The sequence below is a fragment of the Actinoplanes subtropicus genome (assembly GCF_000721705.1).
Classification (GTDB): Bacteria; Actinomycetota; Actinomycetes; order Mycobacteriales; family Micromonosporaceae; genus Actinoplanes; species Actinoplanes subtropicus.
In genome coordinates this window covers 28,093-46,163 of record NZ_JOJL01000009.1, presented here as the reverse complement: position 1 = coordinate 46,163, position 18,071 = coordinate 28,093, and the positions used below count along the sequence as shown (strand labels likewise).

Below are 18,071 nucleotides of genomic sequence, written 5' to 3'. Positions count from 1 at the left end.
GGTCCCAGTCTTCCGGCGTCCCCGCGTCACGCCACCGAATAACGGCGCCTCAGATGCAGTTGCCCCAGCTGTCCCGGCCGTTGCCCTGCCAGAATCCGCCGTAGAGGGTGCTGGCCCAGTACTGGATGCACATGCCCTTCCCGTAGCGCTGGACCGCGGCGTAGTACTTGTAGAAGCCGTTGTCCGAGTGCCAATCCCGCGCCGTGCCCTCCTCGTCCACCTTGATGCTGGCCTTGATGCTGGACCCCGTGCCGGCGTACTTCGTCTTGAGCATGGTGACGCAGTTGTAGCCGGTCGTGCTGTTGTACATCAGGTAGACGTCGCCCAGGTCGGCGCCGTCGTCCGCGATGATCGAGCGGTGGCCGTCGGAAACCTGTGTCCACGAGCCGCCGAACTCGTCGTTGCAGGCGCTGGCCGGGGTGTACGGGTTCGCGGCATAGGCCGGCGAGCCGAACGCCGCCACGGCGACAGCCATCGCGAGCACCGAGGTTGACAGTCGTCGGGCCAGGTTGCGCACGCAGTCCTCCAAAGGGGTTCGTCGAATGATCGACGACACCCTACGCGAACCGAACGTACGGTTTCAGACCGCGGGCGGAGAGCCGGCGCGGTCCAGCGACTGGCGGAGGCCGACCGCGGTGACTGTCGTCGCACGCGGCGGCCCGCGGTACCAGGCGTCAGGAGCGCAGCTCGTCCAGTGTCGCGCCGGCGATGATGCGGGCGATGTTGCCGCTGTGGTCGCGGTCGGCCAAGCGCCGGGCGAGCTCGTCGAGGTCGGCGATGTCGCCGTAGGCCGCTTGGAGCGCAGCCCGCATCAAGTCGACGTGGCCTTGTTCGCGACCCTCTTCGCGGTTTTGCGGGCGATCTCGCGGCCGGTCGCGGTCTGCTCGAGGATGTTGTTCATGTCTCTCCTTCGCAGTGCTTCGACCAGCTGGGCCGCCAGCGAGCCTCCCACCAGCATACCCAGTTCGGCATGCAGCAGTTTGTCGTCGTGTCTCTCGGTGGCGGCGATCCGGTCGGTGACCCGCTCGATGAGATCGTGCGCGGGTTTGCGGGTGAACAGCGCGAGCGCGGGGGTGGGGCTCGCCAGCATGGTGTCGGGGTCCAGGTCGTCGGGGATATTTACGGCGAAGTAGTCGAGCCGCTCCTGGTCACGTTCGAACCGGCCCGGGTATCCGTCTAGCGCCTACTGGTCAATAGACAACTTGATATGGTCAGTGGTCGGCGGTCTGGAGCGCGGCGGCGATCGGCTCGAGGCCGGCGATCAGCTCGTCGAGTTCGTCCGGGCCGAGCACCTCGTAAGCCGGTGCCGCCAGCGAGTCGGTGAGCGCCTCGATCCGGTCCTTGGTCTCCCGGCCGGCGTCGGTGAACCCGCCGGCGGCGTTCACCAGGCCGCGGGCGCGCAGCCCGTCGACCACGGCGGCCAGCTGGGCCCTGGGCAGGTGGTGGACGCGGCCGAACTCCTCCGCCGGCATGCCGAGGGAGAGTGCGAGCAGGACGTGGGCCTCGGTGCCGCCGATGCCGTGGGCGAGGAGGGTGGCGTTGTGGCCGTCGCCGCGGTGCTCGCGCAGCAGGGTCGCCGCGTGCCAGAGCCGGGCCACCGGTTCCTCGGGCACGTCGAGGGCCCGGAGCCCGGCGTACAGCGCCCGGCCCTCGGTCGGCGCGCTGATCGCGGCCCGGGTGGCGAGGCCGGCGACCCGCGGCAGCTCGGGGGAGTCGGCGAGTTCCCCGAGGAACTGGCGCAGCGCGGCGGTGCTGCCCCGTTCGCGTACGGCGATCGCCTCCTGCGGGGTGATCTTCGCCCAGACCCGAGGGATGTGGCGGGCCACCTCGCCGGGGGCGAAGTTGTAGAAGACCGCGTGGACCACCTCGGGCGGCGCCACGCCCAGCGGCGCGGCCCGGCCGGCGAAGTAGCCGTCCCAGTAGTCGCGCATGCCGACGGCGAGGAAGGCCTCGGTCGTCACGTCGGAGAAGGTGACCGTGGCGATCGGCTCGAGCAGCTCGAACATGCGGTGGATCTTGGCCAGTGGGTGCGGCATCGGTCGGCTCTCCCGTAGTGGTGGTGGACGCCTCTGACCTGACGACGAACGGCGTGGCCCGGATCGGACACCCTCGCCCTTGTCGTTCACGACGGCGAGATCAGCTCGGCGCCCTCGGCGGGGTCGTAGGAAACGGTCAGGATGCGGTCGGCCTGCAGGTAGAGGGCGAGGTCGGCAGCGACCTGGCGCAGGCTCGAGGCCGAGGTGACGGCGATCGTCAAGGCGCCGGCCTCGACGTGCTCGCCGAGCCGCAGTGCGTCGTGCCCGAGCAGCTCGGGATGCTCGCCGACCGGCACGGCGACGACGCTGTGCCGGGGCAGGCGGGTCCGCAGGCCGGCCGCCAGCCCGGCGGCGCTGAGCCCGAGCCGGGCCGGCTCGTCGACCCCGTAGACGACGACCACCTCGTCGGTCGTGGCCAACTCGGCGAGTCCGGCGACCACCGCGGCGGCGTCCAGCCGGGTGTCCGGCTCGTCGAGGACCGCCACGGTCGTCGCGGTGGGACTCGGGCCCGGGCGGAACCGGACGGCCAGGCCCAGCCCGACGTCGAGGCCGCGCGTCCGGACGTACAGCAGCGCGGCGAGCAGCACCGCGGCCAGCAAGGTCCAGCCGGCGGTGTAGGACAGGCCGGCGAGCAGCAGCGGGGGAAGCAACGTGCCGAGGGCGCCGGCCGCGCCCGTCGCGCCCATCACCGCGCCCACGCTGTACGGCCGCGCGGCCTTGCCGATCAGGGCGAGCAGGGCGCCGCCGGCCACGCCGTCGCAGGCGGCCATCCCGGCGATCGCTCCCACCTGGAGCCACCACCGGGGCGCCAGGGCGACGACCAGGCACAGGCCGGCGGCGACGCCGTAGCAGACCGCCAGCAGCCGGGCGGTCGGGCGGCGGTCGGTGTGCCAGCCGCCCACCAGCCGCGCCACGGAGGCCAGGACGACCACCGCCCCGGTGACCGCCCGGGCGTGGAACCACTCGAAGTGCAGCGCCGTCGCCAGGTAGACGGGCAGGAACACGGCGATCGACAGCATGCCGCTGAGCGCGATCATGTACAGCAGCGACACCGACGAGGTCGCGGCGAGCCGGACCAGCGCGGCGCACTCGCGCAGCGGCGAACCGGCGCGGCCACCCGGCGCGGGCTCCCGGAGCAGCGCCGGCACCAGCGCGGCGAAGGCCACCAGCAACCCGCCGAGCACCAGGGCGGTCAGCCGGCCCTCCCGGTCGATGAGCCAGGATGCGGCGGAGAGCACCGCGGCGAGCGCCGCCCCGAGGCCGAACACGCCCAGTGCCCGGCCCCGCCGGCCGTACGGGAAGATCAGCGACACGGACGCGGCGCCCACGACGAAGGCCGCGCTTCCGGTGCCCGCCGCCGCCCCGGCGACGACCACCGCCGGCAACGAGCCGGCCAGGCCGAGACCGATCACCGAGGCCGCGGCCACCAGGCTGACGGCGGGAAACATCACCCGGACGCCGTACCGGTCGGTCAGCACCCCCACCGGCAGCCGGACCAGCGCCGCCACCAGCACGGGCAACCCGACCGCGGCGAGGTACCAGCCCGGGGTGACGCCGAACCGCTCGTACAGGTGCGGGCCGAGCAGGATCGAGGCCCTGAGGTTCAGCCCCAGGCCGACCGTCACCAGCCCCAGCGCCGGTACCCGTGCTGCCGGAGAGCGCCACACCAGCCCATCAAATCAGCCGCCCGCGCCGGAGCCAAACGTCCGACCCGGCAAGTGGCGACGACACCGGGCAAGCCCTTGCCGAAAAGGTTTTCGTCCTCCATGCTGTCGGTTCAATGATGACCGTCGATGAGTGGGACATCGCGGCCCTCCACCGAGCCGCAAGGAGAGGACGATGCGGAAAGGATTCCGCCGGATGCTCGTCTCGGCGAGCACCGCAACCGCGGTCGCGCTGGCGATCACCGGCGCGGTCGTCGCCCACGCCGCCGCAGCAGGCTGCCAGGTGACCTATGCGGTCAGCTCGCAGTGGACCGGCGGCTTCGGCGCCAACGTCACCATCACCAACCTCGGCGACCCGATCACCGGCTGGACCCTGAAGTGGTCGTACGCCGCCGGCCAGACCGTGACCCAGGCCTGGAACGCGACGGTCAGCCAGAGCGGCGCCGCGGTCACCGCCACCAACGTCAGCTACAACGGCGCGATCGCGACCAACGGCACCGCAAGCTTCGGCTTCAACGGCGCCTGGACCAGCTCCAACCCGTCGCCGACGGCGTTCACCCTGAACGGCATCGCGTGTACGGGCGGGGTCACGACCACCACGCCGCCGACGACGTCACCGACCACCCCGCCGACCACCAGCCCGACGACGCCGCCGACCACCTCGCCCACCACGCCGCCGACCAGTGTTCCGCCGACCGGCGCCCCGCCGGCCGTCCCCGGCACCCCGGGCACCTGGACCGCGGTCCCGGTCAACCCGTACAACGGCGGCGCGGGCACCTTCATGTGGCTGCTCTCCGACGGCAGCATCCTGTCCAACGGCAGCGACCTGCACCAGTGGGTCAAGCTCGTGCCCGATCAGTTCGGCGACTACACCAAGGGCACCTGGAAGTCGCTCGCGACCAGCCCGTACGGGGTCGGCGCCGCCCAGGAGCAGCTCCTGCCGGACGGCCGGTTCTACCAGGCCGGCGGCGAGTACATCTACCAGTGGCCGTCCGGCAGTTCGTCCAACGACCACAACGGCGTGCAGCTGTACGACCCGGTGGCCAACACCTGGACGCTCGGCCAGTCCGGTCTCTACGGCAACCTCTGGGACACCGGCACCGCCCACCTCAAGGACGGCCGGATCGTCTCCAGCGACCAGGCGCAGGCCCGTACCCAGATCTTCGACGGGAAGACCGCGAAGTGGACCGCCGGCCCGAACCGGCCCGCGCCGGCCGCCGAGGACGGCTGGGTACCGCTGCCGGACGGCTCGATCGTCTCGATCGGCAACGGCGGCGCCTACCGCTTCGACCCGGCCGCCAACGCCTGGTACACGGTGGCCCGCCCGCCGTCCACGTACGCCAACGGCAGTGTGGACACCTCGACCGTCACGCTGATGTACGACGGCCGGATCCTCGCCATGGGCCACAACACATCGGTCATCTACACCCCCGGCGCGAAGCCCAGCGACCCCGGCTCGTGGCAGCAGGGCCCGGGGATCCCGCAGGGTTCGTTCACCGACGACGTGTACGCCACGCCCGAGGGCAACGGCAAGGTCATCTTCGATTCGGTGAAGTGCAGCTGGCTGACCAACGAGTGCGGGTCGGCGTCCGGCGCGAACGTCAACGAGTTCGACCCGGCCACCAACACGATCTCGATCATCACCCAGCCGAACGACCCGGGCGGGGCGCCGGTCAACTTCATCAACCTGCCCAACGGCCAGGTGCTGGCCGCCGCCGGCAGCCGCAACTGGGTCTACACGCCGATCGGCTCGCCCAAGGACGCCTGGCGGCCGACCGTCACCTCGATCACCGGCAGCGGCACCTACCACCTGTCCGGCACCCAGCTCAGCGGCCGGGTGAGCCTGGGCGAGGACGACTACCAGAACCCGCAGAACTACCCGATCGTCTCGCTGAGGGACAGCGCCGGGCACGTCTACTACGCCCGTACGTTCAACTTCAGTTCGATGATCACCAGTGCCGCAGGCGAGGCCCAGTCGACCGACTTCACCCTGCCCTCGGGCCTGCCGCACGGCTCCTACACGTTGTACGTCTCGTCGTGTGGGGTCTCGTCGGCCGGTTACTCCTTCACCTACTAAAATGGTAAATTTCCGAATTACCCTGCTCGCCGCCGCGACGGTCGTCGTCGTGGCGGCGGCGGGGGCCTTCGTCCTGGCCCCGTCGGAAGCGGCGACCCCCGTGCCGACCGAGCCTGAGGCGCGCGCGTTGATCGACAAATATCGCACCGATGCCATCAAGGCCATCTCCCGGGACATCCGGTACACCGAGGCGATCAGCACGATCGGCGCCTGCACCGACCCGCCGGGCACGTACTCGATCTCCGCGCGCTACAGCCTGATGCCGCCCTCGGCCACCGCCGGCGCCGCGGCCGTCGACGCGCTGCGCAAGCGCTGGACCGGTCTCGGCTACGACCTGGTCACCGACGTGCCCGGCCAGAACTCGCAGTTGCTCACCGAGGACCCGGCCACCGGCTTCCGGGTCGGCATCAGCCAGCGCGCGGCCAGCTACCTGCGCCTCGCCGTCTCGTCGCCGTGCCTGGCCCTGCCCTACACGCCGACGACCCCGGTTCTTCCGGAAGAGCAGGCTTCCGTACGCGAGGCCTACCAGCAGTACGTGGCCGGCGTCCTGGATCAGCTGACCAGGGATGTCACCGCGCTGCGCTCCGCCGTGGCCGGTTCCGACCGGGCGAAGGCGCGGGCCGCCTGGCTCACCGCGCAACTGACCTGGGATCGGGTCGGCGCGGCGTACGGCAGCTTCGGTGCCTATGCGGACGCGATCGATGGGCTGCCGCAGGGATTGCCGGCCGGGGTGCGGGACAAGGATTTCGCCGGCCTGCGCCGCATCGAGTACGGCCTCTGGCACAGCGAGGCGCTCGGCACCTTGCTCCCGTTGGTCGAGGCCGTCGGCAAGCAGGTGACAGCGTTGCGCGGGGACCTGCCCGGCGCGACGCCGGCCGCCGTCGACCTGCCGCTGCGCGTACACGAAATCCTGGAAGATGCTTTGCGTTTCCACCGCACCGGCCGGACCGACATGGGTGCCGGCGCCGGCCTCGCCGAGATGGCGGCCGATGTGGACGCGACCGAGGCGCTGCTCGACCTCTTCGGCTCCCTGCTCGACGAGCGCCGACCCGAATTGCGCCCGGCCGCTCATGCCGCGCTGGAAAAGCTGAGACATGCGATTGCCGTACGCCGGGATGTCGACGCCGATCTCGGCGGTGTGCTGGAACTCCTGGCCCAAGCGCCCGGCCTGCTGGAGGTGACCGGCTCGTGACCGTCAACCGTCGCGATGTGCTGAAGAGGCTGACCGTCGGCGCGGTCGCCGTGGCCGCCCTGCCCGGGACGCAGTTGGGCAAGAAAGACGACACGCCCTCGTTCCACGGGCCGCACCAGGCCGGGATCTTCACGCCGTCGCAGCGCAACGCCGTCTTCGCCGCCTTCGACGTCGTCGGGTCGCTCCGGCCGGCGCTGCAGACCCTCACCACCCGGGCCCGCTTCCTCACCACCGGCGGCGAACCGCCGGCCGGCCCGATCACCGCCCCGCCGGCCGACAACGGCGTGCTCGGCCCGGTCGTCCCCGCCGACCGGCTGACCATCACCGTCTCGGTCGGCGCCTCGCTGTTCGACGGGCGCTTCGGCCTGGCCGCCCGCAAGCCGCTCACGCTGACCACCATGGGCGTCTTCCCCGGCGACGCGCTGGACCCGGCGTGGTGCCACGGCGACCTGCTGCTGCAGATCTGCGCCGACAACCCGGACACGGTCCACCACGCGCTGCGTGACATCGCCCGCGCCACCCGGGGCAGCCTGCTGCTGCGCTACCGGCGAGCCGGATTCCTCAGTCCGCCGCGGCCGGCCGGGACGCCGCGCAACCTGCTGGGCTTCAAGGACGGCACCAGCAACCCGGTCGAGGCCGAGGGCGCCGAGCTGATCTGGGCCGGCGCCGGCGAGCCGGACTGGGCGGCCGGCGGCAGCTACCAGGTGCTGCGGTTCATCCGGATGCACACCGAGTTCTGGGACCGGGTGTCGCTGGCCGAACAGGAGGCGATCATCGGCCGGCGGCGGGACAGCGGCGCCCCGCTGGACGGCGTGCGCGAGCTCGACCAGCCCGACTACGAGCGGGACCCGTCCGGCGTGGTCATCCCGCTCGACGCGCACATCCGGCTGGCCAACCCACGTACCGCGGAGACGGCGAACAGCCGCATCCTGCGCCGCCCGTACAACTACGACGACGGCATGGTCCCCGGCGGCGACCTGGACGCGGGCCTGATCTTCTGCGCGTACCAGCAGGACCTGCGGCGCGGCTTCGAGGCGGTGCAGAAACGGCTGGCCGAGGACCCGCTCAACGACTACCTCCGGCCGTTCGGCGGCGGCTACTTCTTCGCGCTGCCCGGCGTCACGTCCAAAGAGGACTGGTACGGGCGCGCCCTACTCGGTTAGCGTGCCCTTATGACCAAACGGGCACTGGTGCTGGGCGGTGGCGGGGTGACCGGCGTCGCCTGGGAGATCGGCATGCTGGCCGGCCTGGCGGAGGCGGGCGCCGACCTCACCGGCGCCGACGTGGTCATCGGCACGTCGGCCGGCTCGGTCGTCGGCGCGCTGGTGGCCACCGGCCTCGACCTGCCGGCCATGTACGCCGGCCAGCTCGCCCCGCCGGCCGCGGAGATCCCCGCCCGGCTGGGCCTGGCGACGATCCTGCGCTGGGCCTGGGTGGCGGCCGGCCGGCGCGACGAGCAGCGGGCCCGGGCCCGGATCGGGGCCATGGCGCTCGCCGCGCCGACCGTGCCGGAGGCCGAGCGCCGCGCGGTCATCGCCGCCCGCCTGAACGACGCGACCTGGCCCGAGCGGCGGCTGCTGGTCACCGCGGTCGACGCGCTGACTGGCGAGTTCGTGGTCTTCGACCGGGACCGCGGCGTCGACCTGGTGGACGCGGTCGCCGCCAGCTGCGCGGTGCCGTGCGTGTGGCCGCCGGTGACCATCGGCGGGCGCCGCTACGTCGACGGTGGCGTGCGCTCCCCGGTCAACGCCGACCTCGCCGCCGGCTGCGACGAGGTGGTGATCCTCGCGCCGGTGACCGCCGGCTTCGGCCCCACCACCCGGATCAAGCGACAGATCGCCGGACTGGGCGCCAAGGTCGTCCTGATCGAGCCGGACCAGGCGGCGAAACGCGCCTTCGGCCGCAACGTGCTCGATCCGGCCCGGCGAGCACCGGCGGCCCGGGCCGGCCATGCTCAGGCCCAGCGGGAGCGCGCCCGGGTGTCAGTGGCGTAACGCCTGCACCGCGCGCATCTGGTCGGCGAGCGAATCCATCACGTTCTGCGCGGTCCGCGTGTCGTAGGGGCCGGGCACCGGCTCGTACCGGTACTGCCACGACACCGTGTTGCTGAAGGCCAGCACGTGCACCGCCAGCTTGGTGCCGTCCGCGGATGCAAGAACATAAGCCAGCTGTACGCGATCCCGCCGCACCCCGATCAGCTGCCCGGCCGCCGTCAGCCGCCCGGTCACCGACACCCGGGCGCCCCGGCAGCCGTCGTAGGCCGCGGCCAGCCGGGCGAACTCCCGGCCGGCCCCGGCGACGCCGGCGAACCGGTAACTGAACAACGAGACCCCGGTCGGGCCGAGCGCCCAGAACGTGCCGACGCCGTCGAGCGCCGCGGCCGGCGGCCGGTTCAGCACGCTCGCCTCGAACAGCGGCTCGCAGGCGGCGGGGGAGACGGTCTCGGCCTCCGCGACGACCCGGCCCGGATCGATGACCCCGGCGTCGTTCTGGCCGTCGGAGCGCACCATCCCGGCGTACACCCCTTGGAGGTCGATCAGCCGGAACGCCGGCGCCGGCACCGGCCGGAGCCGCCACGCCGCCAGGCCCCCGACGACCGCCAGCCCCACGGCGAGCACGGCGATCCAGCCGCGCCGGGAGAGCCGGCGCGGCTGGTCGGAGCCGTACGTGAGGATGTCCGTGGTCACCCGCCCCACGCTGCCATATCGCCGCCGTCAGCGATGTGTCACGAAGGCCAGGCCCAGTGTCTGGCGCTTCGGGTCGTAGCCGAGCACCCGCACCAGGTGCGCCGGGTTGGCGGCCCGGCAGGCGTCCAGTTCGGCCAGCACCACGTCCGGCTCCTGGACGCCGAACAGCGGGAGCTTCCACATCGACCAGTAGGCGCCCGGCGCGTCCGCGGGCGCGCAGTGCTCGACGGCCGGGATCCAGCCGGCCGCGACGATGTGCCGCACCTGCCCGCGGATCTGCGCCGGGGTCAGCGGCGGCAGGTAGGAGTAGGTTCCGGTCTTCATCTCCATGAGCTCTCCCTCAGGCCTGGTCGATCTTGTCGACCACGTCGAATTCGAAGCGCACGTCGCCCCAGGTCTGCAGGGCTGCCTCGAGCTCCGGGCTGTGCCCGGCCGCCGCGCGCAGGATCTCGGCACCGTCCCGGTCGAGATTCTGTCCGGCGTTGCGGGCGAGCACGCAGGCCTCGACCGCGACTCGGTTCGCGGTCGCGCCGGCCGCGTTGCCCCACGGGTGGCCCAGCGTGCCGCCGCCGAACTGCAGCACCGAGTCGTCGCCGAAGATGTCGACCAGGGCCGGGACGTGCCCGACGTGGATGCCGCCGGAGGCCACCGGGAACACCCCCGGCATGTGCCCGAAGTGCTGGTCGAAGAAGATCCCGCGGGAGCGGTCCTCGGCCACGAAGGACTCGCGCATGAGGTCGATCCAGCCCAGCGTCGCCTGCCGGTCGCCCTCCAGCTTGCCGACCACCGTGCCGGAGTGCAGGTGGTCGCCGCCGGCCAGCCGCAGCGCCTTGGTCAGCACCCGGAAGTGGATGCCGTGCCGCGGGTTGCGGTCCAGCACGGCGTGCAGCGCGCGGTGGACGTGCAGCAGCATGCCGTTGCGGCGGGCCCAGTTGGCCAGCGAGGCGTGCGCGGTGAAGCCGGCGGTCAGGTAGTCGTGCATGATGATCGGCATGTCCAGTTCGCGGGCGAACTCGGCGCGCTCGAACATGTCCTCGACCGTGCCGGCCGTGACGTTGAGGTAGTGGCCCTTGCGCTCGCCGGTCTCCGCCTCGGCCTGCCGGATCGCTTTGGCCACCGCCTCGTACCGGTCGCGCCAGCGCATGAACGGCTGCGAGTTGATGTTCTCGTCGTCCTTGGTGAAGTCGAGGCCGCCGCGCAGGCACTCGTACACCGCCCGGCCGTAGTTGCGGGCGGAGAGCCCGAGCTTGGGCTTGATGGTGCAGCCCAGCAGCGGCCGCCCGTACTTGTCCAGCTTGTCGCGCTCGACCCGGATGCCGTTCGGCGGGCCGCCGCAGGTCAGCACGAAGGCCAGCGGGAAGCGGACGTCCTCCAGCCGCAGCGACCGGATCGCCTTGAAGCCGAAGACGTTGCCGGCCAGCGACGTCAGGACGTTGACCACGGATCCCTCCTCGAAGAGATCGAGGGGGTACGCGACGAAGGCGTAGAACGCCGGTGTGTCGCCGGGCACGTCCTCGATCCGGTAGGCGCGGCCCTTGTAGTGGTCCAGATCGGTGAGCAGGTCGGTCCACACCGTCGTCCAGGTGCCGGTGGAGCTCTCGGCGGCGATCGCGGCGGCCGCCTCCTCGCGCGGCACGCCCTCCTGGGCGACCACCTTGAAGCAGGCGAGCAGGTCGGTGTCGGCGGGCCGGTAACCGGGGTCCCAGTAGGTCGCGGCGTACGGATGCACGCCGGCCTGATACATCTTGGCCGGTAGCGTCGCGGTCATTTGCATCTCCTCCGAGGGGTGGTCAGCCGGCTCGGCGGCTCTCCACGAGCCGCTGGATCATGGGGGTGAGGATCAGCTGCATGGCCAGGTCGAGCCGGCCGCCGGGGATGACGATCGAGTTGGCCCGGGACATGAAGCTGTCGTGGATCATGGCGAGCAGGTACGGGAAGTCGATGCCGCTCGCGTCCCGGAACCGGATCACGACCAGCGACTCGGCCGGCGACGGGATGGTGCGGGCGACGAACGGGTTGGACGTGTCCACGGTCGGCACCCGCTGGAAGTTGATGTCCGTCTTGGTGAACTGCGGCGTGATCGTCCCGATGTAGTCCGGCATCCGGCGCAGGATCACATCGGTGATGGCCGCCGGCGTGTACCCGCGGCTGCTGCGGTCCCGGTGCAGCTTCTGGATCCACTCCAGGTTGATCACCGGGACCACGCCGATCTTGAGATCCCCGTACGCGGCGAGGTCCACCGTCGGGGTGGCCGCCGCGCCGTGCAGGCCCTCGTAGAACAGCACGTCGACGTCGGGGCCGAAGTCCCGCCAGGGCGTGAACGTGCCGGCCGGGCAGCCGTACGCCCGGGCCTCGATCTCGTCGTGCACGTAGTGCCGGGTGCGCCCGGTTCCCTTGGTGGCGAACTCCTCGAACGTCTCGCCGAGTTCGTCGAGGAGATTCGCCTCGGGGCTGAAGTGGCTGAAATGCCGGTTGCCCCGGCGCTCCGCCTCGGCGATGGCGGCCCGCATGCCCTCCCGGTCGTAGCGGTGGAACGCGTCGCCCTCGAGGTAGGCCGCGCGGATCCCCTCGCGCCGGAAGATCTGGACGAAGGTGTTCTTGACGGTTGTCGTTCCCGCTCCGGAGGAGCCGGTGACCACGATGATCGGGTGCCGGACCGACATGACCCTCAGGTCCGGAACAGGCCGCGGTGGGCGAACAGCGGCGAGTCCTCGTGCCGGGCCGGCGTGTCGGACAGGTAGCGGCGCACCCGCTCGACCTTGCTGCGCGAGCCGAACACCAGCGGCGTCCGCTGGTGGAGCGCGGCCGGAACCAGGTCGAGGGTCTCGGTACGACCGTCGGTCGCGGCGCCGCCCGCCTGCTCGCACAGCCACGCGACCGGATTGGCCTCGTACACCAGGCGGGTCCGCCCGCGCGGGTGCGGCCCGCCGGTCTCGGCGGGACAGAGGTAGATGCCGCCGCGGGACAGCACGCCGTACGCCTCGGCCGCCAGCGACCCGAGCCAGCGCATGCTGAAATCGCGCCGCCGCGGTCCGCTGCTGCCGCTGACCAGGTCGCCCACGTAGGAGCGGATGCCGCGGTGCCACTGCCGGGCGTTGGCGGCGTTGATCGCATACTCGCCCGACTCCGGCGGCACCTCGACCTCGCGCCGCACCCGGGTGAAGCCCGCCGGGCCCAGCGCGTACAGGTCGGTGCCCGCCCCGACGGTCAGCGCCAGCCGGGTGGCCGGGCCGAACACGATGATCCCGGCCACCAACTGCCGCCGGCCCGGCTGGAGCAACCCGCCGCCGATGACGTCGGTGACCGGCAGCACCGAGAAGATCGTGCCGACCGTCGCGTCGATCGCGAGGTTGGCCGGCTCGTCCACCGCGACCAGGGTCACGACGACGCTGCCGCGGCGGTCCACGATCACCGGCGCCGCCTCGCCGGCCATGCCCACGGCGGCGACGTCGGCGCCGGCGAGGGCGTCCCGGTAGAGGGTGCGGGCCCGCGACTCCAGGACGCACGGGTCGGCCGTCCGGGTCGCGATCATGTGGGCCAGCAGGGCGCCGGCCGAGGTCAGCCGCGTGACGACATCGGCGGCGGCGAGGGCGGGCCGGCTGGATCCGCCGAGATCTCCGACCGGCGGCAAGGCGAGGGGTGCGTGGTCGACAGCCATGACCGAGTGTGTGACCAGCGGCGGCGCAAAGCCAAGGCATGGTTTTCTGCCTTCGACGAAAGCATAACTATGCTTCGGGCATGAAGGACGTAACCCTTCGCCAGATGGAGTTTCTGGCCGAGACGATTCGTGCGGGCTCGCTGGCCGGCGCGGCCGAGCGCCTGCACCTGACCGGGCCGGCGATCGCCCAGCAGCTACGCCGGCTCGAAGCGGCGGCCGGCCTGCCGCTGCTGGAACGCGGCCCGCACGGGCAGCGCCCGACCGACGCCGGGCGGCTGCTCGCCGAGACCCACGCCCGCATCCGCGCCGAGCTGGCCGCCTGCGACGAGGGTTTGCGCGCCCTGCACTCGGCCGAGGCGGGCCGGGTCACCGTGGGCGCGGTGAGCACCGCGAAGTACTTCACGCCGCACCTGATCGCCGCCTTCCGCCTCGCCTACCCGAAGATCGGCATCGAACTCGCCTTCGGCAACCGCGAAGAGATCATCGCGCGGCTGGAGGACTACTCGGTCGACCTCGCGATCATGGGGCGGCCGCCGCAGGGGCTCGTCGTCGAGCAACAGGTCTTCGGCGACCATCCGTACGTCATCGTCACCTCGCCGCGGCATCCGCTGGCCGGCTCCGAGCGCCTCGCGTTCCAGCGGGTCACCGAGGAGACCTTCCTGGTCCGCGAGCACGGCTCCGGCACCCGGCTGCACCTCGACGCGATGTTCGCCGCGGCCGGCCACGAGCCGGTGATCGGCATGGAGCTGGACTCCAACGAGACCATCAAGCAAGCGGTGATGGCCGGGCTCGGCATCGCCCTGATCTCGGCGCACACCATCGCCGCCGAGGTGCACGACGGCCGGCTGGCCATCCTCGACGTCGACGGCCTGCCGATCCACCGGCACTGGCTGCTCGTCCGGATGGCCAGCCGGACCGCGGGCCCGGCCGTCACCGCCTTGTGGAACTACGTGGCCCTCACCGGCGCCGATTACCTCCCTACGCGTTAGACGCCCGCCGCCGCCGCGACCGCCCGGCCGGCCAGCACCCGGGCGAGGTGCCGCCGGTACTCGGCCGAGGCGGTCAGGTCGTCGATCGGCGAGGTGCCCTCGGCCGCGACCGAGCACGCCTCCTCGATGGCCGCCCGGTCGGCGGCGCAGCCGGCCAGCGCCTGCTCCACCGCGGTCGCCCGCAACGCGGTCGGGCCCATGTTGGTCAGCGTCACCCGGGCCGACTCGATGACGCCGTCGGTGCGCCGCACCATCGCGGCCACCCCGACGATCGCCCACGCCTGCACCATCCGGTGGAACTTCTCGTAGTGCGAGCCCCAGCCGTCCATCTTGGGCACTTGGATCTCGACCAGCACCTCGTCGTCGGCGAGTGCCGTGGTGAACAGGTCGACCGCGAAGTCGGCCGCCGAGACCACCCGCCGGCCGGACGGCCCGGCCAGCACGTAGCGCGCCTCCAGCGCGGCCGCCGCGGCCGGCATGTCGGCCGCCGGGTCGGCGTGCGACAGCGAGCCGCCGAGCGTGCCGCGATGACGGACCTGCCGGTCGCCGATGGTGGCCGCCATCGCCGCCAGCAGCGGCGCGTGCCGGCGGACCAGCGGCGAGCTCGCCACCTCGTCATGCGTGGTCATCGCCCCGATGGACAGCGCGTCGCCCTCCTCGCGGACGCCGCGCAGCTGCGCCACGCCGCCCAGGTCGACCAGCAGGCTCGGGGCCGACAGCCGCAGCCGCAGCACCGGGATCAGGCTCTGGCCGCCGGCCAGGACCTTGGCATCCTCCCCGCCGTCGGCGAGCGCGGCGACCGCCTCGTCCACGCTGGCCGGACGCAGGTAGTCGAAGGCAACCGGGATCATGACCGTCCACCCTCCGTTTCCGTTCCGACTGCTCGGATCGCCCGCCAGACCCGCTCCGGCGTGCACGGCATCGGGACGTCGCGCACCCCGTACGGGCGCAGCGCGTCCACGATCGCGTTGACCACCGCGGGGGTCGACGCGATCGTGCCGGCCTCGCCGACGCCCTTGACGCCGAGCGGGTGCGTCGTCGCCGGGGTCTCGGTGCGGTCGGTGACGATGTCCGGCAGGTCGGCGGCGGCCGGCGGGGTGTACTCGACGAAGGAACCGGTCACCAGCGTGCCCGACTCGTCGTAGACGGCCTCCTCGTGCAGCGCCTGCGCGATGCCCTGGGCGACGCCGCCGTGCACCTGGCCCTCGACGATGGTCGGGTTGATCACCTTGCCGACGTCGTCGACCGCGACGTACTTGCGGATGGCCACGTGCCCGGTCTGGGTGTCGACCTCGACCGCGCACAGGTGCGTGCCGTGCGGGAAGGAGAAGGTCTCCGGGTCGAACGTCGCGTCCGCGTCCAGCGTCGGCTCGATGCCGTCGGGCAGGTCGTGCGCCGCGAACACGGCGAACGCGGCGTCGGCGACCGTCTTGGCCGCGTCCGGTGTGCCCCGGACCCGGAAGGCGCCGCCGGTGAACTCCAGGTCGTCCGGGCTGCACTCGAGCATGTGCGCGGCCACCGTACGGGCCTTGTCGCGCACCTTGCGGCACGCCTCCACCAGCGCTATCCCGCCGACCGCGAGCGACCTCGAGCCGTACGTGTCGAGGCCCTTGTGCGAGGTGCGGGTGTCGCCGTGCAGCACCTCGACGTCGTCGAAGGCCACGCCGAGCTCGTCGGCGACGATCTGGCTCCACGCGGTCTCGTGCCCCTGGCCGTGCGGGCTGACGCCGGTGACCACCTCAACCTTGCCGGTGGGCAGCACCCGCACGGATGCCGTCTCCCAGCCACCCGCCGCGTACCGCAACGCGCCGAGGATCCGCGAAGGAGCCAAACCACACATTTCCGTGTACGTCGAGGTACCGATCCCCAGTTGCACCGGATCGCCGGACGCGCGCCGGAGCTCCTGCTCCTTGCGCAACTCGTCGTAGCCCAGCAGCGCGAGCGCCTTGTCGGTGGCGGCGTCGTAGTCGCCGGAGTCGTAGACGAGCCCCGCCACCGTGGTGAACGGGAACTCCTCCTTCTTGATCCAGTTGCGCCGGCGTACCTCGATCGGATCGAGGCCGAGCTCGACGGCGAGCTCGTCCATCACCCGCTCGATCAGATAGGTCGCCTCGGGGCGGCCGGCCCCGCGATACGGATCGGTCAGCGTCGTGTTGGTGAACACGCCGGTGCACTCGAAGCGGTACGCGGCGAACTTGTAGATCCCGTTGTACATGAAGGCGCCGAGGATGGGCGTGCCCGGCCCGACGAGGCCGAGGTAGGCGCCCATGTTGGCGATCAGCTTCACCGAGATGCCGGTGACCGTGCCGTCCCGGCGCGCGGTCAGCCGTACGTCCTGGATCATGTCCCGGCCGTGATGGCCGGCGAGCATCGTCTCGCTGCGGGTCTCGGTGTACTTGACCGGGCGGCCGATCCGCCGCGCCGCCATGAACGTGATCAGCTCTTCCGGGGTCACGTGCAGCTTGCCGCCGAAGCCGCCGCCCACGTCGGGGGCGATGACCCGGATCTTGTGCTCGGGCGTGCCGGTGAGCAGCGCGTAGAACACCCGCAGGATGTGCGGGATCTGGGTGGACGACCAGATCGTGTAGTCGCCCGCGCCCGGGTCGACGATGACGCTGCGCGGCTCCATGAAGGCCGGGATGAGCCGCTGCTGGACGTAGCGGCGTTCGAGCACGACCTCGGCGTCCACCGCGCCGACGTCGGCGCCCGTGCCGGCCGCCGCCGAGTCGAAGACCCAGGTGTACGACAGGTTCGTGCCCTTGTCGGGATGCACCAGCGTCGAGCCCTCGGCGAGCGCCTCCTCGAGGTCGAGCACGGGCGTCAGCGGCTCGTAGTCCACCTCGATCGCCTCCAGCGCGTCCATCGCGCTGGCCCGGTCGCGGGCGACCACGACGGCGACGGCCTCGCCGTGATGGCGGATCACGTCGACGGCGAGCGGCGGCCGGTCGGGGTGCACGATGTCCTCGGTCACCGGCCACGCGCACGGCAGGCTGCCCTGCACGTCCGCGACGTCGGCGCCGCTGAACGCGGCGACCACGTTGGGCCGGCTCAGCGCCGCCGAGGTGTCCACCGAGACGATCCGGGCGGAGGCGAACGGGCTGCGCAGGATTGCCATGTGCAGCAGGCCGGGCACGGTGAGGTTGTCGGTCCAGCGGGTGCGGCCGGTGATCAGCCGCGCGTCCTCCTTGCGCCGGCGGGCGGCGCCGACCTCGCGCTCGTCGGTGGCGGTCACGGTGCCACCTCCTCGCCCGCGGCGGCCCTTACGGCCCGGACGATGTTCTGGTAGCCGGTGCAGCGGCAGAGGTTGCCGGAGAGACCGTCGCGGATCTCCTCGTCGGTCGGGTCCGGGTTCTCCCGCAGCAGGTCGATCGCCGACATGATCATGCCGGGGGTGCAGTAGCCGCACTGGAGTCCGTGCATCTCGTGGAAGGCCCGCTGCACGGGGTGCAGGGAGCCGTCCGGGGCGGCCAGGCCCTCGACGGTGGTGACGGTCGCGCCGTCGGCCTGCACGGCGAGGACCGAGCAGCTCTTGACGCTGCGAGCGGGCTCGTCGGCGGTGCTCATCAGGACGGTGCACGAGCCGCAGTTGCTGGTGTCGCAGCCGATGACGGTGCCGACCTTGCCGATCGTCTCGCGGAGGTAGTGGACCAGGAGAGTTCGCGCCTCGACGGTGTCGATGTACTGGTCGCCGTCGACGGTCACGGTGATTTTTGCGGTGGAAGACACGGCGCCTCCCGCGGTGGCCGAGGAAACGGCCCGCGGCGGACG

At 72.1% G+C, this 18,071-nt stretch carries 18 protein-coding genes; 5 read left to right on the top strand and 13 right to left on the bottom strand.

The window, feature by feature from the left end; all coding sequences use genetic code 11:
• Nucleotides 1–49: 49 nt before the first annotated feature.
• From IH26_RS0114920 to IH26_RS55835, 5 genes are all read right to left on the bottom strand, one after another.
• Entirely contained in the window at nt 50–475 is a 426-nt protein-coding gene (locus IH26_RS0114920; RefSeq protein ID WP_157437198.1) for a hypothetical protein, read from the bottom strand.
• Between the two features lie 199 nt (nt 476–674).
• Nucleotides 675–812 carry a hypothetical protein gene (locus IH26_RS59760; protein ID WP_157437197.1) on the bottom strand — a complete coding sequence of 46 codons (138 nt, stop codon included), beginning with the start codon at nt 810–812 and terminating at the stop codon, nt 675–677.
• Nucleotides 812–1,090, bottom strand: a complete 279-nt coding sequence (locus tag IH26_RS0114910; RefSeq protein ID WP_030436781.1) for a hypothetical protein — start codon at nt 1,088–1,090, stop codon at nt 812–814. The genes IH26_RS59760 and IH26_RS0114910 overlap by 1 nt, the downstream gene beginning before the upstream one ends.
• Before the next feature lie 121 nt (nt 1,091–1,211).
• Complete coding sequence (locus IH26_RS0114905; RefSeq protein WP_030436780.1) at nt 1,212–2,036, bottom strand: SCO6745 family protein; 825 nt, start codon at nt 2,034–2,036, stop codon at nt 1,212–1,214.
• 86 nt (nt 2,037–2,122) lie between these two features.
• Nucleotides 2,123–3,703, bottom strand: a complete 1,581-nt coding sequence (locus IH26_RS55835) for an MFS transporter (protein ID WP_051808117.1) — start codon at nt 3,701–3,703, stop codon at nt 2,123–2,125.
• A 172-nt stretch (nt 3,704–3,875) separates the two neighbouring features.
• On the opposite strand from IH26_RS55835, the gene IH26_RS62090 reads away from it, so the two are divergent.
• The 4 genes from IH26_RS62090 to IH26_RS0114880 are packed head-to-tail and all read left to right on the top strand — an operon-like array spanning nt 3,876 to nt 8,963.
• Entirely contained in the window at nt 3,876–5,777 is a 1,902-nt protein-coding gene (locus tag IH26_RS62090) for a cellulose-binding domain-containing protein (protein ID WP_084598836.1), read from the top strand.
• A gap of 1 nt (nt 5,778) precedes the next feature.
• Nucleotides 5,779–6,969, top strand: coding sequence for an EfeM/EfeO family lipoprotein (locus IH26_RS55825; RefSeq protein WP_051808114.1), 1,191 nt, complete (start codon nt 5,779–5,781; stop codon nt 6,967–6,969).
• On the top strand, nt 6,966–8,132 hold the full coding sequence (locus IH26_RS0114885) for a Dyp-type peroxidase (RefSeq protein WP_030436776.1): 1,167 nt from the start codon (nt 6,966–6,968) through the stop codon (nt 8,130–8,132). The genes IH26_RS55825 and IH26_RS0114885 overlap by 4 nt, the downstream gene beginning before the upstream one ends.
• A gap of 9 nt (nt 8,133–8,141) precedes the next feature.
• Complete coding sequence (locus tag IH26_RS0114880) at nt 8,142–8,963, top strand: patatin-like phospholipase family protein (RefSeq protein WP_030436775.1); 822 nt, start codon at nt 8,142–8,144, stop codon at nt 8,961–8,963.
• Here IH26_RS0114880 and IH26_RS0114875 read toward each other — a convergent pair.
• Genes IH26_RS0114875 through IH26_RS0114855 form a run of 5 tightly spaced genes read right to left on the bottom strand, consistent with a single transcriptional unit; the run spans nt 8,952 to nt 13,314 of the window.
• Nucleotides 8,952–9,656 (bottom strand): hypothetical protein, encoded by a 705-nt coding sequence (locus IH26_RS0114875; protein WP_030436774.1) that lies wholly within the window; start codon nt 9,654–9,656, stop codon nt 8,952–8,954. The genes IH26_RS0114880 and IH26_RS0114875 overlap by 12 nt on opposite strands.
• Before the next feature lie 27 nt (nt 9,657–9,683).
• A complete protein-coding gene (locus IH26_RS0114870) occupies nt 9,684–9,986 on the bottom strand; it encodes a ribulose bisphosphate carboxylase small subunit (protein WP_030436773.1) in 303 nt (100 codons plus the stop codon).
• A 10-nt stretch (nt 9,987–9,996) separates the two neighbouring features.
• Nucleotides 9,997–11,424, bottom strand: coding sequence for a form I ribulose bisphosphate carboxylase large subunit (locus tag IH26_RS0114865; RefSeq protein WP_030436772.1), 1,428 nt, complete (start codon nt 11,422–11,424; stop codon nt 9,997–9,999).
• 22 nt (nt 11,425–11,446) lie between these two features.
• Nucleotides 11,447–12,319 carry a phosphoribulokinase gene (locus IH26_RS0114860; RefSeq protein ID WP_030436771.1) on the bottom strand — a complete coding sequence of 291 codons (873 nt, stop codon included), beginning with the start codon at nt 12,317–12,319 and terminating at the stop codon, nt 11,447–11,449.
• Nucleotides 12,320–12,324: 5 nt separating this feature from the next.
• Nucleotides 12,325–13,314: a class 1 fructose-bisphosphatase gene (locus IH26_RS0114855; protein WP_051808113.1), complete on the bottom strand. Its 990-nt coding sequence runs from the start codon at nt 13,312–13,314 to the stop codon at nt 12,325–12,327.
• Nucleotides 13,315–13,394: 80 nt separating this feature from the next.
• Between IH26_RS0114855 and IH26_RS0114850 the strand changes: the two genes are divergently transcribed.
• Entirely contained in the window at nt 13,395–14,303 is a 909-nt protein-coding gene (locus IH26_RS0114850; RefSeq protein ID WP_030436769.1) for a LysR family transcriptional regulator, read from the top strand.
• On the opposite strand, the gene IH26_RS0114845 is transcribed toward IH26_RS0114850, so the two are convergent.
• Genes IH26_RS0114845 through IH26_RS0114835 form a run of 3 tightly spaced genes read right to left on the bottom strand, consistent with a single transcriptional unit; the run spans nt 14,300 to nt 18,029 of the window.
• On the bottom strand, nt 14,300–15,154 hold the full coding sequence (locus tag IH26_RS0114845) for an FAD binding domain-containing protein (RefSeq protein WP_030436768.1): 855 nt from the start codon (nt 15,152–15,154) through the stop codon (nt 14,300–14,302). The genes IH26_RS0114850 and IH26_RS0114845 overlap by 4 nt on opposite strands.
• Entirely contained in the window at nt 15,151–17,535 is a 2,385-nt protein-coding gene (locus IH26_RS0114840) for a xanthine dehydrogenase family protein molybdopterin-binding subunit (RefSeq protein WP_030436767.1), read from the bottom strand. Before IH26_RS0114840 ends, IH26_RS0114845 begins: the two co-directional genes overlap by 4 nt.
• The gene (locus IH26_RS0114835; protein ID WP_084598835.1) at nt 17,532–18,029 is read right to left on the bottom strand and encodes a (2Fe-2S)-binding protein; all 498 of its coding nucleotides are present in this window, start codon (nt 18,027–18,029) and stop codon (nt 17,532–17,534) included. Before IH26_RS0114835 ends, IH26_RS0114840 begins: the two co-directional genes overlap by 4 nt.
• Between the last annotated feature and the right edge of the window lie 42 nt (nt 18,030–18,071).

Bases quoted from the DNA above. Each gene is read 5' to 3' on its own strand.
- IH26_RS0114920 (WP_157437198.1), bottom strand. From the start codon at position 475: ATGGCTGTCGCCGTGGCGGCGTTCGGCTCGCCGGCCTATGCCGCGAAC.
- IH26_RS59760 (WP_157437197.1), bottom strand. From the start codon at position 812: ATGCGGGCTGCGCTCCAAGCGGCCTACGGCGACATCGCCGACCTCGAC.
- IH26_RS0114910 (WP_030436781.1), bottom strand. From the start codon at position 1,090: ATGCTGGCGAGCCCCACCCCCGCGCTCGCGCTGTTCACCCGCAAACCC.
- IH26_RS0114905 (WP_030436780.1), bottom strand. From the start codon at position 2,036: ATGCCGCACCCACTGGCCAAGATCCACCGCATGTTCGAGCTGCTCGAG.
- IH26_RS62090 (WP_084598836.1), top strand. From the start codon at position 3,876: ATGCGGAAAGGATTCCGCCGGATGCTCGTCTCGGCGAGCACCGCAACC.
- IH26_RS55825 (WP_051808114.1), top strand. From the start codon at position 5,779: ATGGTAAATTTCCGAATTACCCTGCTCGCCGCCGCGACGGTCGTCGTC.
- IH26_RS0114880 (WP_030436775.1), top strand. From the start codon at position 8,142: ATGACCAAACGGGCACTGGTGCTGGGCGGTGGCGGGGTGACCGGCGTC.
- IH26_RS0114870 (WP_030436773.1), bottom strand. From the start codon at position 9,986: ATGGAGATGAAGACCGGAACCTACTCCTACCTGCCGCCGCTGACCCCG.
- IH26_RS0114865 (WP_030436772.1), bottom strand. From the start codon at position 11,424: ATGACCGCGACGCTACCGGCCAAGATGTATCAGGCCGGCGTGCATCCG.
- IH26_RS0114860 (WP_030436771.1), bottom strand. From the start codon at position 12,319: ATGTCGGTCCGGCACCCGATCATCGTGGTCACCGGCTCCTCCGGAGCG.
- IH26_RS0114855 (WP_051808113.1), bottom strand. From the start codon at position 13,314: ATGGCTGTCGACCACGCACCCCTCGCCTTGCCGCCGGTCGGAGATCTC.
- IH26_RS0114850 (WP_030436769.1), top strand. From the start codon at position 13,395: ATGAAGGACGTAACCCTTCGCCAGATGGAGTTTCTGGCCGAGACGATT.
- IH26_RS0114845 (WP_030436768.1), bottom strand. From the start codon at position 15,154: ATGATCCCGGTTGCCTTCGACTACCTGCGTCCGGCCAGCGTGGACGAG.